This is a genomic window from Bradyrhizobium sp. (assembly GCF_030697065.1).
Taxonomy (GTDB): domain Bacteria; phylum Pseudomonadota; class Alphaproteobacteria; order Rhizobiales; family Xanthobacteraceae; genus Bradyrhizobium.
This window is the reverse complement of sequence record NZ_JAUYQU010000065.1, coordinates 1-15,805: the sequence shown is the minus strand read 5'-3', so window position 1 is coordinate 15,805 and position 15,805 is coordinate 1. Positions and strand designations below refer to the sequence as shown.

At 63.0% G+C, this 15,805-nt stretch carries 15 protein-coding genes; 9 read left to right on the top strand and 6 right to left on the bottom strand.

Features of this window, described 5'->3' with window-relative positions; genetic code table 11:
• Positions 1-125: 125 nt before the first annotated feature.
• A complete protein-coding gene (locus Q8R73_RS04670; protein ID WP_305718367.1) occupies positions 126-587 on the bottom strand; it encodes a hypothetical protein in 462 nt (153 codons plus the stop codon).
• A 193-nt stretch (positions 588-780) separates the two neighbouring features.
• Positions 781-4,548, bottom strand: a complete 3,768-nt coding sequence (locus Q8R73_RS04665; protein ID WP_305718366.1) for a vitamin B12-dependent ribonucleotide reductase — start codon at positions 4,546-4,548, stop codon at positions 781-783.
• Between the two features lie 722 nt (positions 4,549-5,270).
• Here Q8R73_RS04665 and Q8R73_RS04660 point away from each other — a divergent pair.
• A complete protein-coding gene (locus tag Q8R73_RS04660) occupies positions 5,271-6,170 on the top strand; it encodes a DMT family transporter (RefSeq protein WP_305718365.1) in 900 nt (299 codons plus the stop codon).
• Positions 6,167-7,066: a DMT family transporter gene (locus Q8R73_RS04655; RefSeq protein WP_305718364.1), complete on the top strand. Its 900-nt coding sequence runs from the start codon at positions 6,167-6,169 to the stop codon at positions 7,064-7,066. The genes Q8R73_RS04660 and Q8R73_RS04655 overlap by 4 nt, the downstream gene beginning before the upstream one ends.
• A gap of 60 nt (positions 7,067-7,126) precedes the next feature.
• On the opposite strand, the gene Q8R73_RS04650 is transcribed toward Q8R73_RS04655, so the two are convergent.
• On the bottom strand, positions 7,127-7,714 hold the full coding sequence (locus Q8R73_RS04650) for a BA14K family protein (protein WP_305718363.1): 588 nt from the start codon (positions 7,712-7,714) through the stop codon (positions 7,127-7,129).
• A gap of 265 nt (positions 7,715-7,979) precedes the next feature.
• On the opposite strand from Q8R73_RS04650, the gene Q8R73_RS04645 reads away from it, so the two are divergent.
• Positions 7,980-8,390, top strand: a complete 411-nt coding sequence (locus Q8R73_RS04645; RefSeq protein WP_305718362.1) for an NADH:ubiquinone oxidoreductase subunit NDUFA12 — start codon at positions 7,980-7,982, stop codon at positions 8,388-8,390.
• Positions 8,391-8,906: 516 nt separating this feature from the next.
• On the opposite strand, the gene Q8R73_RS04640 is transcribed toward Q8R73_RS04645, so the two are convergent.
• On the bottom strand, positions 8,907-9,308 hold the full coding sequence (locus tag Q8R73_RS04640; RefSeq protein ID WP_305718361.1) for a thiol-disulfide oxidoreductase DCC family protein: 402 nt from the start codon (positions 9,306-9,308) through the stop codon (positions 8,907-8,909).
• A 396-nt stretch (positions 9,309-9,704) separates the two neighbouring features.
• Between Q8R73_RS04640 and Q8R73_RS04635 the strand changes: the two genes are divergently transcribed.
• The 5 genes from Q8R73_RS04635 to Q8R73_RS04615 all read left to right on the top strand — a co-directional run bounded on the left by Q8R73_RS04635 (position 9,705) and on the right by Q8R73_RS04615 (position 12,968).
• Positions 9,705-10,067, top strand: a complete 363-nt coding sequence (locus tag Q8R73_RS04635; RefSeq protein WP_305718360.1) for a helix-turn-helix transcriptional regulator — start codon at positions 9,705-9,707, stop codon at positions 10,065-10,067.
• A 258-nt stretch (positions 10,068-10,325) separates the two neighbouring features.
• Positions 10,326-10,931 carry a GTP cyclohydrolase I FolE gene (folE, locus tag Q8R73_RS04630; protein WP_305718359.1) on the top strand — a complete coding sequence of 202 codons (606 nt, stop codon included), beginning with the start codon at positions 10,326-10,328 and terminating at the stop codon, positions 10,929-10,931.
• Positions 10,928-11,707: a sigma-70 family RNA polymerase sigma factor gene (locus Q8R73_RS04625; RefSeq protein WP_371126034.1), complete on the top strand. Its 780-nt coding sequence runs from the start codon at positions 10,928-10,930 to the stop codon at positions 11,705-11,707. Before folE ends, Q8R73_RS04625 begins: the two co-directional genes overlap by 4 nt.
• The gene (locus Q8R73_RS04620) at positions 11,704-12,360 is read left to right on the top strand and encodes a ChrR family anti-sigma-E factor (RefSeq protein ID WP_305718358.1); all 657 of its coding nucleotides are present in this window, start codon (positions 11,704-11,706) and stop codon (positions 12,358-12,360) included. The genes Q8R73_RS04625 and Q8R73_RS04620 overlap by 4 nt, the downstream gene beginning before the upstream one ends.
• Before the next feature lie 353 nt (positions 12,361-12,713).
• Positions 12,714-12,968, top strand: a complete 255-nt coding sequence (locus Q8R73_RS04615; protein WP_305718357.1) for a hypothetical protein — start codon at positions 12,714-12,716, stop codon at positions 12,966-12,968.
• A gap of 1 nt (position 12,969) precedes the next feature.
• Here the strand turns inward: Q8R73_RS04615 and Q8R73_RS04610 are convergent, their stop codons facing one another.
• Entirely contained in the window at positions 12,970-13,677 is a 708-nt protein-coding gene (locus tag Q8R73_RS04610) for a DJ-1/PfpI family protein (protein ID WP_305718356.1), read from the bottom strand.
• A gap of 97 nt (positions 13,678-13,774) precedes the next feature.
• Positions 13,775-15,229: an outer membrane protein gene (locus Q8R73_RS04605; RefSeq protein WP_305718355.1), complete on the bottom strand. Its 1,455-nt coding sequence runs from the start codon at positions 15,227-15,229 to the stop codon at positions 13,775-13,777.
• A gap of 227 nt (positions 15,230-15,456) precedes the next feature.
• Between Q8R73_RS04605 and Q8R73_RS04600 the strand changes: the two genes are divergently transcribed.
• On the top strand, positions 15,457-15,805 hold a 349-nt coding region (locus tag Q8R73_RS04600; RefSeq protein ID WP_305718354.1), incomplete at its 3' end, for a DJ-1/PfpI family protein.

Below are 15,805 nucleotides of genomic sequence, written 5' to 3'. Positions count from 1 at the left end.
GGCGCCTTGATATTGGTTGACGGTGACCGTTGCATTTACACCGGCCCTCGCGTCGATGCGAAGACCGGCAGCAGTCTGATCCGTATTGGAGACCGGCGCGCTGTTCGGACCGACGAGCGCGCCGGCTATTTTCCCGGATCTCTTCCGGTGTCCAGATGCAGGCCTTCGATGGTGACGTCTTGGCCAGCCTTGACCTTCGCCACGACCTCGCGGGCGCCCCGGATATCGCTAATGAAAGCATTGCCGCCGGCTTCGATGTCCAAGCCGACTCGGGAGTGCACGGCGGTTTTGGCGGCGTCGTCGGCCTGCATCGCTCGGACGAGTGCCTCGACAAACGGAGCGAGCTCGGTCGCCTCGTCGGGCCGCAGGTCGTCGTCGACGCAACGCGCAAGTTCCTTCCGGCCTTCCTCATGGGTGGCGGGGCTCTCGAGTTTTGCCACTGCGGTCGAGGCCCGTGATCCGAACACCTGGCCGACCTTGTCCTTTAGCTTGCGGTAGGCGTCCTTGGTGACTTCTTTGACGATCTCGGTACCGACCAGGTTCGCGCCGGCGATGAGCAGGGTGGTGAGCGTAAGCGGTTCGGGCATAGAGCTATCGATTCATGTTTCGTTCGGTTGGCGATTTCGCGGCGAAGCCGATGGCTCGCCGCGATCCTTTGTTGTCACTGCCGGCGCTTAGAAGGCCGGGAAAAGGCACCCAATCAGGGTAGGGGGCCTTTTATTAGGGGGCGCGTTATGGTCGTCGCCGCACCGGGTCAAGCCCGGCCATGACGGTCCGATATCACGAACACCCCGTCGTGCTCCCACACGTATCGCACTTCATGCACGTGCCATTCCGCACCAGCGTGAAATTCCCGCATTCGCCGCACATCTCGCCTTCGTAGCCTTTTGCCTTCGCTTCCATGCGGCGTTCGGCTTTCGACGGGGCGGCCTGGGCGGCGGCGCCGGCCTTGCTCCATTGCAGGGCTTCCAGCTTTTCCGTCGGCGACAGATCGTGCTGGACTTCCTGCTTCAGGGCGACGGCGCCTTCGAGCGCGTCGGTGACGCGGGCGGTGGGGCCGTGGCCGGAGAGCGAGGTGACGTTGGGCGTCCCACCCGGCGCACTGCGTGCGCCACCCTCCCCAGCGAGGGGGGAGGGTGTAGAGCCGCGCATGACGACGAGGTTGTCGGTGCGCGAGCGGGTCAGGCCCTTCGACAGGTACTTGTTGCTGGGCTGCTCCGGCGCCTTGCCTTCGTCGACGCCGCGGCCCATGGCGTCGAAATTGGTCTCGGAGGGGTCGACATGGGCGAGGTCGAAGCGGCCCATGTAGCTGACGGCGAGTTCGCGAAACACGTAGTCGAGGATCGAGGTCGCGAACTTGATGCTGTCGTTGCCCTGCACCGGGCCGTTCGGCTCGAACCGGGTGAAGGTGAAGGCATCGACATATTCCTCCAGCGGCACGCCGTATTGCAGGCCGAGCGAGATCGCGATGGCGAAGTTGTTGATGATGGAGCGGAGCGCCGCGCCTTCCTTGTGCATGTCGATGAAGATCTCGCCGATCCGGCCGTCGTCATATTCGCCGGTGCGGAGATAGACTTTATGCCCGCCGACCACGGCCTTCTGGGTATAGCCCTTGCGGCGGTCCGGCATCTTCTCGCGTTCGCGCATCACCACGATGCGCTCGACCAGCCGCTCCACGACCTTTTCCGAGAGCTGCGCGGTGCGCGCGGCCATCGGCTTGTCGTAGAACGCCTCGACCGCATCCTCTTCCTCGTCGTCGTCGCTGATCAGCTGCGAGTTCAGCGGCTGCGACAGCTTCGAGCCGTCGCGGTAGAGCGCGTTGGCCTTGAGCGCCAGCTTCCAGGAGAGGAGATAGGCGGACTTGCAATCCTCCACGGTGGCGTCGTTCGGCATGTTGATGGTCTTGCTGATCGCGCCCGAGATGAACGGCTGCGACGCCGCCATCATGCGGATGTGGCTTTCCACCGAGAGATAGCGCTTGCCGATCTTGCCGCAGGGGTTGGCGCAGTCGAACACGCTGTAGTGCTCGGCCTTCAGATGCGGGGCGCCTTCCACCGTCATGGCGCCGCAGATGTGGACGTTGGCGGCCTCGATCTCGCGCTTGGAGAAGCCGACGGCGGCGAGCAGGTCAAAGCCAGGCGCGGCAATGGCTTCCGGCGCAATCTTCAAGGTGTCCCGCAAAAAGTCCTCACCGAAGGTCCACTTGTTGAAGGCGAACTTGATGTCGAAGGCGGTGGGGAGGGCGGCTTCCACCTTCGCCAGAGCTTCGTCGGTGAAGCCTTTGGCCTTCAAGGTGGAAACGTTGATGGCGGGGGCGTTGGAGAGCGAGCCGTGGCCGACCGCATAGGCCTCGATCTCGGCGATGTCAGATTCGCGGTAGCCGAGCGCGCGCAGCGCCTCGGGCACGGCGCGGTTGATGATCTTCCAGTAGCCGCCGCCGGCGAGCTTCTTGAATTTCACCAGCGCGAAATCGGGCTCGATGCCGGTGGTGTCGCAATCCATCACGAGGCCGATGGTGCCGGTCGGCGCCACCACGGTGGTCTGCGCGTTGCGGTAGCCGTGGAGTTCGCCGAGTTCGAGCGCCTGGTCCCAGGCGAGCTTGGCGCGCTCGATGATTTCGGTCTGCGGCACGCTGGCGTAATCCAGCGGCACCGGCGACACCGCGAGGCCTTCATAGCCGCGCGATTCGCCATGGGCGGCGCGGCGGTGGTTGCGGATCACCCGCAGCATGTGCGCGGCGTTCTTCTTGTAGCCGGGGAACGGGCCGAGCTCTTTCGCCATTTCGGCCGACGTCGCATAGCTGGTGCCGGTCATGATGGCGGTGAGGGCGCCGCACAGCGCGCGGCCTTCCTTGGAGTCGTAGGACAGACCCATGGTCATCAAGAGGCCGCCGATATTGGCAAAGCCGAGGCCGAGGGTGCGGAATTCGTAGGACAGTTCCGCGATCGCCTTGGACGGAAACTGGGCCATCATCACCGAGATTTCGAGCACCACGGTCCAGAGCCGGCAGAGGTGCTCATAGGAGTCGACGTCGAACTGCTTCGTCGTGGTGTTGTAGAAGGTGATGAGGTTGGCCGACGCCAGGTTGCAGGCGGTGTCGTCCAGGAACATGTATTCCGAGCACGGATTGGAGGCGCGGATGTCGCCCGAGGCCTTGCAGGTGTGCCAGTCGTTCATGGTGGTGTTGAAGTGCAGGCCGGGATCGGCCGATGCCCAGGCGGCGTGGCCGATCTTTTCCCAGAGGTCGCGCGCCTTCAGCGTCTTGGTGATCTTCTTGTTGGTGCGGCCGATCAGGTTCCAGTCGCCGTCGGTTTCCACCGCGCGCAGGAAATCGTCCTTGAGCGAGACCGAGTTGTTGGAGTTCTGGCCGGAGACGGTGAGATAGGCCTCGGAATCCCAGTCGGTGTCGTAGATCGGAAAGTCGATCTCCTTGTAGCCCTGCCGGGCGAACTGGATGACGCGCTTGATCATGGCGTCGGCGACCATGGCGCGGCGCGCCAGCTTGATTTCGCGGCGCAGCGCCGGGTTTTTCTCGGGATCGAAGCAATCGTCGCCGGAGCCTTCGCAATTGACGCAGGCCTTCAGCACGGCCTTCAGATGCCGCTGGTTCAGTTTCGAGCCGGTGACGAGGGCGGCGACCTTCTGCTCCTCCTTCACCTTCCAGTCGATATAGGTCTCGATATCGGGATGATCGGCGTCGACCACCACCATCTTGGCGGCGCGCCGCGTGGTGCCGCCGGACTTGATGGCGCCGGCGGCGCGGTCGCCGATCTTGAGGAAGCTCATCAGGCCGCTCGAGCGGCCGCCGCCGGACAGGCGCTCGCCTTCGCCCCGCAGCCGGGAGAAGTTGGAGCCGGTGCCGGAGCCGTATTTGAACAGGCGCGCCTCGCGCACCCACAGGTCCATGATGCCGCCCTCGTTGACGAGGTCGTCATTTACGCCCTGGATGAAGCAGGCATGCGGCTGCGGATGCTCGTAGGACGATTTCGATTTGGTCAGCTTGCCGGTGAAGGGATCGACGTAATAATGGCCCTGGCCGGGGCCGTCGACGCCATAGGCCCAGTGCAGGCCGGTGTTGAACCACTGCGGCGAGTTCGGCGCGACCATCTGCTTGGCCAGCATGTAGCGCAGCTCGTCGTTGAAGGTGCGGGCGTCTTCCTCCGAGGTGAAGTAGCCGCCCTTCCAGCCCCAATAGGTCCAGCAGCCGGACAGCCGGTCGAACACCTGCTTGGCGGAGAGTTCGCTGACATAGCGCTCGGCTTCGGGGAGGGTGGCCAGCGCCTCGGTGTCGGGCACCGAGCGCCACAGCCAGGACGGCACGGTCTCTTCCTCGACCTTCTTCAGCCGGGCGGCGACGCCGGCCTTGCGGAAATATTTCTGCGCCAGCACGTCGGAGGCGACCTGCGACCAGAACTCCGGCACCTCGACGTTTTCGAGGCGGAACACCACCGAGCCGTCGGGATTGCGGATCTCGGATGTCGTCAATCTGAAATCGATGCCGGTGTAGGGTGATTGGCCCTGGGTGGTGTTGCGTCGTTCGATTCGCATGGTCGTGCCCCGTCTTCTTGTCTGTGTCCGGTTCGCGTTGCACCGCGGCCGGGTGTTGTTTCGAGCGAACCCCTGGGCCCACGGGATGTCCCGTGTCCAAACGTCCGCAGCTCAGCCGGTGGATCCGGCCCTGTTCTCTTTGACGCGAGCCCGATGCGCACATCGAACTCCACGTTTCAACGCCCCAACACTCGAACCGGGGCCATTGTTGGCCCGTTTTTGTCGTTCCGAAAGCCCCGGAATTCAGGGCACGAAAGCCCGTCACCCGTGCCTCAACCGGCCATCGGAATGTCGATCTGGAACCCTGTCAGGATTGTCCGGCGGGACCAAAAACCACCCGGCACCGAACGATCCAAAACTAGGCCGACTCCGCTCTGCCCGTCAAGGATTAGTACGAGTTCCTGAATCAAACACTAAATATGGTGGAAAAGGGAGAAGAACAGGGGCCGCCGGGCCGCGCTGATGGAGCCAAGTATCAGTGAGTCCTCAGAGATTCCCAAGCGAAAATATTTGTTCCGGAGCAGCGGATCGGGAGTTCGTCCCGCTGTTCACAGGGCAACTATATTTTGCGCCTTCCGGGGCGGTTGGGGGTTGCTCCGCCGAGACTCACGTACGGCTACGGAAGTTGGGGCAGGCATGCCCGGCGGCGCATGGCGCCGTGCCGGGATAAGCGGCAAGGTGCCGCCGAATCGACCGGTTGTTTTTCCCCCAGTAGTCCCTCCATGACCAAATCCCACCCGACGCCCGCGCGTGCGGCGATCACGCCGGCCGGCCTGATGTTCCTCGCCATCACCTCGGTGGGCTGGGGCTTCAACTGGCCCGTGACGAAGTACCTGCTGAACGAGCTGCCGCCGCTGACCATGCGCGGCACCACCGGCGTGATCGGGGCGGGGCTGCTGGCGGCGCTGGCGCTGTTCTCGGGCCAGAGCCTGCATGTGCCGCGTCCGCTGTGGCCGCGGCTGGTGCTGGCGGCGATGCTCAATGTCGCGATGTGGATGGCGCTGATGGGGCTGGCACTGCTGTGGCTGCCGGCCAGCGAGGCCGCGCTGATCGCCTACACCATGCCGATTTGGGCCTCGATGCTGGCCTGGCCGGTGCTCGGCGAGCGGCCCAACCTGTTACGGGTGATCTCGCTGGTGATGGCGTTTGCGGGCCTGGCCTCCATCATGGGCGGCAACGGGCTTGCGGCCAGCATGGAAAAGCTGCCGGGAATCATCATGGCGCTCGGCGGCGCGCTCGGCTTTGCGGTCGGCACCGTGATGTCGAAGCGGCTGCCGCTCAACCTGCCGCCGCTGTCGGCGGCCGCCTGGCAGATCGGGATCGGCTGTCTGCCCGTCGCCATCATCGGCCTCGCGGTCGAGAGCACCGACATCGCGGCGCTGTCGAATCTCGGCTGGATCCTGCTGTTCTATTCGACCGTGATCCAGTTCTGCGTGGCCTATGTGGCCTGGTTCGCCGCGCTGGCGCGGCTGCCGGCCTCGGTGGCGGCGATCGGCACCATGGCGGTGCCGGTGATCGGGGTCGCGGCGTCGGCGGTGGCGCTGGGCGAGCCGCTCGGCCTCGGCCAGATCGCCGCGCTGGTGTTCACGCTGGCCGGCGTCGTGCTGGCGACGCGCTCATGAGCGGTCTGGCCGACAAACGCGCGGCGAAAGCCATATCGCCGCTCGGCCTGACGTTCCTCGCCGTCACCTCGGTTGGCTGGGGGCTCAACTTTCCGATCATGAAGAACCTCCTGAGCGAGTGGCCGCCGCTGTCGTCGCGCGGACTGTGCGGCCTGGTCGGCGCCGCGGCGCTGGCGCTGTTTGCGGTGGCGCGGCGGCAGAGTCTCGCGGTGCCGCGGCCGATGTGGTCGCGGCTCTTGCTGGTGTCGCTGCTGACGATCGGCGGCTGGATCGCCTTCATGGGGCTGGCGCTGCTCTGGCTCAATGCCAGCGAGGCCGCGGTGCTCGGGATTTCGATTCCGGTCTGGGTGGCGCTGCTGGCCTGGCCGATTTTGGGCGAGCGGCTGTCGCCGCTGCGCGCGATCTCGCTGGCGGTGGCGCTGGCCGGCATCGCGGTGTTGATCGGCGGCCACGGCCTCGAGGCCAGCCTGGAAAAGCTGCCGGGCTTCCTGTGCGTGCTGGCGGGCGCGATCTGCGTGGCGCTCGGCACCGTGCTGACCAAGCATTTTCCGCTGGCGATGCCGCCGCTGTCGCTGGCGGCCTGGCAGATCGGGCTCGGCTGCCTGCCGATCGCGATCATCGGCCTCGCGGTCGAACAGCCGCAGCTTTCGGCGCTGTCATGGATCGGCTGGGCGTCGATGGCCTACATGACGCTGATCCAGTTTTGTCTGTGTTACGTCTGCTGGTTCGCCGCGCTGGAGCGATTGCCGGCGGCCACCGCCTCGATCGGCACGCTGCTGGTGCCCGTGATCGGCGTGCTGTCGGCCGGCGCGATGCTGCACGAGCCGCTCGGCTGGCGCGAAATCACCGCCCTGGTGGTGACGCTCGGCGGCGTTACCATGGCGCTGCGCTCCTGAACGAAAAAGGACGGCGCACCGCAGTGCGCCGTCCTCGATGTCATTCGGTTTCAGACGTCTTTACGGGCAGGCGTGGCGCAAGCCGTCATAGCCGAGATAGGTGCCGCTTCGCACGTCATAGGATTTGAAGCGCCGCTTGCAGTACTCGACGGCGTCGCCGCCGGGGGCAACCGCGACGACGGGCTCTTCGTCGTAATAATAGCCGTCATCGTAATAGCCGTAGCCATAGGGGTTGCCGTAGTAGCCGTAGCTCGAGCCCAGCGCGCCGCCGATCACGAGGCCGGTGCCGAATCCGCCATAGCCGTAGCCGCGGCGCGGGTAATGGCGAGGACCATGAAAGCCGGGCCGGGGTCCACCGCCACTGAAACGCGGACCGCTGCCGAATTTCGTGCCGACGCCCGGGCTGCCGGCAAAACCGCGGCCGCCGCCACCGATGGCAGCCCCGCCGCTTCGGAAACCGCCGCCGCCCATGGCCGCACCGCCGCCGCCACCGCCACCGCGGAAACCACCGCCTCCGCCGCCACCACCGCCAACGGCAGCGGCACCACCGGCCTTACTGCCCAGCTGGGCGTAGCTCGCGGTGGGGGTTGCGAGGGGCAACAGCAGCGCGATCGCAGCAGCTGCACTCAAAACTTTCAGGCTCTTCATTATCGACTCCATATACGGGACTGCGGCTAGAACCCTCTGACAGAGCGGACGTTCCCAAGTCCCGCACCAATTGTGCGTGACCCAAGACTGTCGCAGCGGAACTGTACATGGAATGAACAAATTGCAGCGATTCCGCGACCTTGCGTCACCAAAAGGTGTAAGGCGCGCGATCCCTGTCGCCACCCCTGGCGCGCGCGACTTGAACTGGACAATCCGGCCCGCCGATGGCATCAGAGCCGGCAGTGTTCTCGAACCGGCCCCGCCCATGAAACTGTTTTTTCTGAAGCTGTTCACCTGGTGGAACGGCCAGACCTTCGGCACGCAATTGTGGACCTGGCGATTCGGCGAACTGGTCGGCAAGGACGAGCAGGGCAACCTGTATTACCGTACCAAAGGCGGCACGATCGATCCCACACTCGGCTTCCAGCGGCGCTGGGTGGTCTACAACGGCTACGCCGAGGCCACCCGGGTGCCGCCGTCCTGGCACGGCTGGCTGCATCACACCGTCGACGTCGCGCCGAGCGAAGAGAGCTACACCCCCCGCGAATGGGAGAAGCCGCATGTTCCCAACATGACGGGAACGCCCGCGGCCTACCGGCCCTCGGGCTCGACGCTGGCCAGCGGGCGCCGCCCCAAGGCGACCGGCGATTACCAGCCCTGGACGCCGGGGAACTGATTTAACGCCGTCATTGCGCGGTGCCGGCAAGACCAACACGCATTCTCTGCTTCCTGCCGGCAATCACCGGTTCGTCGCCAGTCCGCACCATGACGGCTGAATTAAACCCGTTCAATCTTCCCACTAAACAACGGTAGCGGAACGATTTTTGCGCGGGCTGCCTTAGCCAGCATCTTGCAAACGCACATCGGCTCGCCCTTTATTCTTGTGCACTTGCAAGGGTAGCCATAAGTGAACTTGACCAGCGCCTCAATATCGTGGGCTGCGATTGCCTGTTCCACTCTTTCTTCGTAAGTCATTCGCGAACATTCACCTTTTGGTCGGTTGATCCGGCACCGATTATTTCACTTAGCATATCTCAAGTCCCGAAGGATAAAACCGGCAGACCGTCCGCCTTCCATTCATCGGTTCCGTGCTGGCGCGAACCTGGTATGCGTCCGTCACCATCGATCAGACCGCGTGAGCGCAATTTCCTCATTGGTCTGTGAGGGAGGTCGATGTTAGCCGGCCGTTGCGTCAGCGCCGCCTTCTCCGGTGTTGCCAGGCGTGCAAACGCCCGAAAAACTTTGACACGGTCGGTCGCACCGGCAGGAACATTCGGTATCCGACTTCGAGAATCGGGAGCATCCCGGGCAGGGCCGCAAGATGTGCAGCCCGTCGCCAACGCGGCAAAGTACCCCAGAGCGCAACGAATGCCGCCGCACCAGACAACAATGATCCGTCATCGCCGCGAACGTGAAACCGCTTCAAAGCCTGCTGCCGGGTCAGATCCGCTGTAAGCGCTTCGCCGGACCGGGACACATCGAGGAAGCGGATGGCGTCGGCACCTTCCTGCCTGCGATAGTGATTGATCTCAGCCTGGCAAAGCGGGCAGGCTCCGTCAAAGTAAACCGTCAATAATGGTCTGTTGGACTGCACCTACCGACTCCATTCAGCCAGGCAGAACGATTTGCCAGACCCGCCTCCTGCGCGCCAAATCCTGCGGCATAGATCTCAATGATCAATACGGAATCCGCATAACAGCTTGCCATGTCAATTGTAACGACCCAAACGCCGGTTTGGATCAGTCGCGGCCTTATGGATCACCGCGGAAAGCGCGTTGCATGGTGACTGCACGGGCGGCAAGCCATCGGCGTGCAAAATCTGCGCTCGCGAAAGATCCAACCTCGATCCTGATGCGTATCAACGCGCGCGGCGCAGTCGCCGGTTTGCTTCCGGGAACTTTTTCGTGATCGGCCGGTCGCAACGGCCCGCCAAGTGATCCGGCGCCGGCTCGAATTCGTAGAAACAATTCAGGATACGATGAGAGCAAACATGAGAACCCGTACACGAGACTTCCCGGGCGCCGATCGCCCGACCAACGAACGACTTACGCTGGACGTTGCCAACGATGAGGAAGCCATCATCAACGAGATACTGAAAATTCGTCGAACCAATCCGATTAGCCTGGAAGCGATTGGCTTTCTGCTTGGGGCGGACCCGAGTCAGGTTTCTCGTTACTTGAACGGTACTTCGAGCGTCACTCTCACCAACTATCTCCGCATCGCGCGAGCACTCGGTTATCGCTGCCGAATTGTGCTCGAACTGGCTGATATTGGCCCGCGCAACACTCCACCGTTAGATCTGAGAATCGCTTCCCACAAGGTCATTAACGCCCGTCGCTCCCCGATACCGTGAACGGTGATTGGGAAGAGGTCGGCGGCCGGACCGGGCGGGGGTTCCGCGGCCGGGAATTTGTTCAGATCTCCGTGATCCGGTTTTCGCGCGGGTTCGTATCGGTTGTTGCCGGGATTGCAGCGTCGCCGCGCGCCGCCACCCCGGTGACAAGGCCCCGGTCGATAAGCCCCCTCGACCGGGGTCCTTTTCTGAAACGGGTAGCATTTCTATCTTTGCCATCGATCGGATGCTCGCCCAGAATGCTTGAGGAACGTGAGTATGAACATCCAGATCAATGACTTTTCGGAGCAGTCCAATGGCATGCCCTCCCGCGAGGAAGCCGAGGCCGCATTCCGCACCATTATTCGCTGGGCCGGAGAAAACCCCGATCGGCCGGGCTTGATCGAAACACCGTCCAGGGCCGCCCGGGCTTTCCGGGAGTATTTTGCCGGTTATGAACAGGACCCGCTGGCGATCCTGGACAAGACCTTTGGCGAAACCGGCGGCTACGAGGAAATGGTCATCCTTCGTGGGATTTCCTTTGAAAGCCATTGCGAGCACCATCTCGCCCCTATCGTCGGTCAGGCGTGGGTCGCTTACGTTCCCGATGGCCGGGTCGTCGGACTATCCAAGCTGGCTCGCGTCGTCGACGCCTATGCCAGGCGGCTACAGATCCAGGAGCGGATGACTTCGCAGATAGCTTCTGCAATTCAGGATGTCCTGCAGCCACAGGGCGTTGGCGTGGTGATCAAGGCTGTTCATCACTGTATGTCGAGCCGCGGGGTTCACAAGGTCGGAGCGGAAATGGTGACAAGCTGCATGCTCGGCTGCTTTCGGGACAATGCCGCAACTCGCCAAGAATTCCTGGCCATGACCAAGCAATGACAACTAATGACGCAAGCTTGGTTGTAGGGGGCTCGCAAAGGCGTGCAAACTGGGCCAACAGCCTCGCAAAGTTCGGTGAAGACCTGGCCGCGAGACTGATATTCGATATTGCATTCGCCGTCCGGTTCGCTGAACTGCCAAACGGAGCCACGCTGGCGCGGAGCAGGCCTGAGGGCATTATGGTCGCCAAGGAAATTCTGCAGGGTGACCCGCGCAAAAATGCATCGGAATTCGTCGAATCGATTGCAAAGATTGCAAATGACCGGGACGAGGCCGCGTTCGAAGTGCTGTTCCGATATTTTGCGCCTCGAATTAAATCGTATTGTCTGAGGTTGGGCGCCGACCCATCCGGCGCAGAGGAAATAACGCAAGAGGCGATGGTTTCGATCTGGCGCAACGCGGCACAGTTTGATCCATCGAAGGCGTCGCCATCCACCTGGATTTTCACGATCGCGAGAAATCTGACAATCGATCGATTTCGCAAGACGCGTCGTCCTCAATTCGATCCAACTGACCCGGCCCTGGTGCCTGACGACCAACCGTCACCGGATAGGTTGGTCGAACAAACCGAGAGGCAAGAGAACGTTCGGAAGATAATGGATGCGCTTTCTTCGAACGAAAGGAGCGTCCTGGTGCTTTCCTTTTATGAAGACCTTTCGCACTTCGAAATTTCCCGGCGGCTCAGCATTCCCGTAGGGACCGTGAAATCCCGGATACGATTGGCGTTCGCCAAAATACGCCACAGCCTGGATGCGCAAGATGGAGCAAACAGGTGACGATAAAATTTCATGTCGGCAATGACGTCCTGTTGAGCTACTCGGCGGGAACCCTGGATGAAGCGTCAAGCCTGCTTGTCGCCACGCACCTTGCCCTGTGTCCGCATTGTCGTGCACGCAACAGCTCGGCCGACGCTCTTGGCGGCCATTTGCTCGATTCTCTCGAAGCAACGCCGGTATCGCCCACGATGCTGGCGGCCGTATTGGCGCAAGTCAGAAGCGATGCATCGTCTCTCGGGCCAAAGGAGCCGTCTGGTGCATTATCGAAAGCCATCATTCCAGATCCGCTTAGAAGCTACCTCGGAGGGGATCTGACCGATTTGCACTGGAAAAGGCTGGCACCCCGCGTCCAGCAAATTTCGATCGCCACGCTCGACAAGCGTTCTCAAGCGCGGCTGTTGCGTTTCCAAAGCGGCGCGAAGGTCCCGTCTCACGGTCACAATGGGCGCGAACTCACCCTTATCCTGACGGGAACTCTTTGCGATCGCAATACCGTTCTGCATCGCGGCGACATCGCGGAAACCGACGAAAGTACCGAGCATCAGCCCTTTGCCGGTGCTGGGGAAGATTGTATCTGCCTTGCAGTAACCGATGCTCCGCTGCGCTTCAAGAGCATGTTTGCACGTTTGTTGCAGCCGCTCTTCGGAATTTAGATTGGCTCGGGAACAGAAAGCACAAATTCGAACTGTCACGCGATTGCCTGCTTCGTGCAGGCGTTCGCCGTCGAGCGAGGATGTTCGGTATCTGAAACCGGCGACCACTCAGACCAGGTCAAATGCGGATCGGTATCCTCAGGCTACTGCTGTGATGTTACCAAACAAGATGCGGCTGGAAGACTCCCGACGCCGGGATACCGAATCGCCCCTCAACGTGGAACTGGTTTGGGAACAATCTGTCCGGGCAGCCGGGCGACCTTGTCCAAGGGCGAGCTGCCCCAAGACCGGAACATAGTGCGTAGGGTGCGCATTGTCTTCCTGACGGTCCAATAACCCAAAGGCAAGCACCCATGACACACAATACACTTGCGCGCTTCCAAGTCGCTGCGCTGGTTTTTTCGATGATCAGTGCGGTGGTGTTTGGCGCCGGCATCGTCACGGTGCTGAGCATTCCGGCGCTGGCGGCGCAGGCCTCCTTCTGGATTCCCGCCGTGGTGCTCGCCAGCTTTCTGCTGTCAGCCCCATTGGCCTGGTTCGTCGCGCCGAGGATGATGATGCGCTTCAAGCGCGCCCGTCAGTTCGTTCACGCCCGGCCGCAGAGCTAGTCTAGGGCGCGGTCAGGCCGCTTGACTGCAAGCGCGCGCCGGCCTTGGCTATCATTTCCGCGCGGCGGAGCTGCGAGGCCGCGATCTTGTCTTGCATGAAGGCGAGGACTTCGGGCGGCGCGGTGTCGGGCGAGCCGGAGTTGAACGGCGGTGCCGGATTGTATTCGAGCCGCAGCTGGATCGCCTCCGCGGTGCGCCGGTCGACCAGCAGCGACACCAGCGTCAGTGCGAAGTCGATCCCCGCGGTGACGCCGCCGCCGGTGACGCGGTTGCGGTCGACACAGACGCGCGTTTTGGTCGGCGTCGCGCCGAACGCGGCGAGGAAGTCCATCGCAGTCCAGTGAGTCGCCGCGCGATAACCCTGCAGCAGTCCGGCTGCGCCCAGCACCAGCGAGCCCGTGCATACCGAGGTGATGTATTTTGCGGCCCTGGCCTGCCGGCGCAGGAAGGCCAGCATCTCCTCGTCATTGATCATATCGTCGGTGCCGAGCCCGCCAGGCACACAGATCACGTCGAGCTGCGGGCAATCCGCGAAGCTGACGGTCGGCGTGATCGTCAGAACGGAGTCGCTGGCGACCGGCTCGATCCGTTTCCAGATCAGATGCACGTTGGCGCCGGGCACGCTGGAGAACACCTGCAGCGGTCCGGTGAAATCGAGCTGGGTCACGCGTGGAAACAGCACGATCCCGATCTGAAGCGGCGCGGACATGACAATTCTCCGGGGTGGTTTGAATCACCCGAGAATGCCAGCCGTACCGTTCGTCCGAAATGGCATTTTTCCCTCGTTTACTGCCATTGCCGCGCGCTCAGTACTTCGCCGTTACAGGCGCGTTGAAGCTGTAATTCAGCCCGGCTCGGACGACATGGAATCGATTGGAGATGTTGGCGTCGAAGGGCGCCGTGACGATCGCGGGAATGGTGACCACGGCCGTCCGCTTGCTCTTGCCAGCGTCGATGTAGAGATATTCGAGCCGCGCCGACCAACGGGAGTCGAGCGCGACTTCGGTGCCTCCGCCGATGGTCCAGCCAGTCAGGGTCTCGCTGCGGATGTCGCTCGAGATCGTCGCGCCGGGTTGGATCGCCTGGATTTCGGCCGGCGTCAGCCGGGTTGCGATCCCGTTCTCGACGCGTACGACCGCCGCGCCGCCCGTGATGTAGAGCAAGGCAGGTCCGGTGGTGGCGCCGAACCGGGCCCGCGCGGTGCCGTACCAGGCAGTCTTCTGGCTCACGCGAAAGATGTCGTTCCAGTCCACATGCGACGCCTTGATGCCGAGATATCCGAAATCGCCTTCGATGCCGGCAAACCAGTTCGGCCGTCCAAGCAGGTTCATGAAATTGTAGCCGGCCTGCGCGCCGCCGGCGAAACCGTTGCCGCGCAGGTCGTTGTCGCCGAAGGCAATATTCTGAACCGGGGTGCCGGGGGCCGGCGAGGTGGTGAGCCCGCCGCCGGCATTTACACCAGCATAGAAGCCCGCCCAGTTATGGTCGGTCGGCAGCATGGCGGCGCCAAAGAACGGCAGGGCTTCGCCGGGACCGCCGAAGCGATAGTTGAGTCCGGTCTTGATCACGTGGAATTCGTTCCTGACGGATGTCGGGTGCGGCGTCGTGAAGGGAACGGCGAGGAAGTTCGTGGTGCCGGCGTCGATGTAAAGATATTCGGTTTTCTGGGTCCAGTTGCTGCTCAGCCTGGTCTCGATGCCGCCGCCCGCGGTCCAACCGTTTTTCGTGGTCGTCACGGAGTTCGGCGCGGTGACGATCCCGCTGCAGCCGAACAGTCCGCAGCCGCCGAAGATGTTCTCCACCTGCACAAAGGCCGCGCCGCCGGTCGCATAGAGCAGCGAGGGACCCGTGACATAGCCGAGCCGGCCGCGCGCGGTCGCGTAGGCGCCGGTCTTGACACCCGCGGTGACGCGCGGGTCGTTCCATTGCGGATAGCTGCGGTCGTTGGCGAGATAGCCGACGTCACCCTCGACACCGACCAGCCAGTTCGGATGGAGTTGCCAGTTGGCGCCAATGGTGCCGCCCGCCGTCCAGCCGCCCTTCGCGATATCGGTCTGTCCGATATCGTCGAATGGTCCGGATGGCGTTCGGAGACTGGATTGCCCGATCGAAGTGCCCCAGTAGCCGCCGAGATAGAAACCGCTCCAGTCGTATCCGATCGCTGCCGGCGCCCTCGGGGTCGACTTGAGCGGCATGTCGGCGGCGCTCGCCATTTGGGCCGTCAAAGCCAGCGCAACGCCGGCGATTGTTGAGGTCTTCATGACGGGATGTCTCCAGTGAAGCGGCAAGTCCCGAAGCAGCGTACCGTAATATTGCCGATTATATTCGTTATATTATCGGAATTAGTGCTTAATAAACGATTATATCGCGGATTGTTGCCGCCCGGGTACAGTATCCCGGCGCTTTCTCGCTGGCCGATCCGGTACTTGACCCTGCCAAAATTGTCCGGAAATGATGTTTGCCTCATTTACCGACAAGGAGGCCCAGCATGATCGGCGTGCTGATATTTCCGGACTTCCAGTTGCTGGACGCGGCCGGACCGATTTCGGCGTTCGAGATCGCGGCCCGCTTCGCCGGCCGGACGCCGTCGATCAAGGTGCTGGCAGCGACGCCGGGTCCGGTCCGCAGCACGTCCGGCGTCGAGATGCTGGCGCGCGGCCTCCAACCATCGGCTGCGATGACCACGCTGATCGTGGCCGGCGGCGACGGCGTGCGGGAGGCGGCGACCTGTCCGAAGACGCTGGGCTTCGTGCGATCGGCCGCGAAGCGCGGCATCCGTGTCGCCAGCGTCTGCTCGGGCGCCTACATCCTGGCCGAGGCCGGCGTGCTCGACGGCC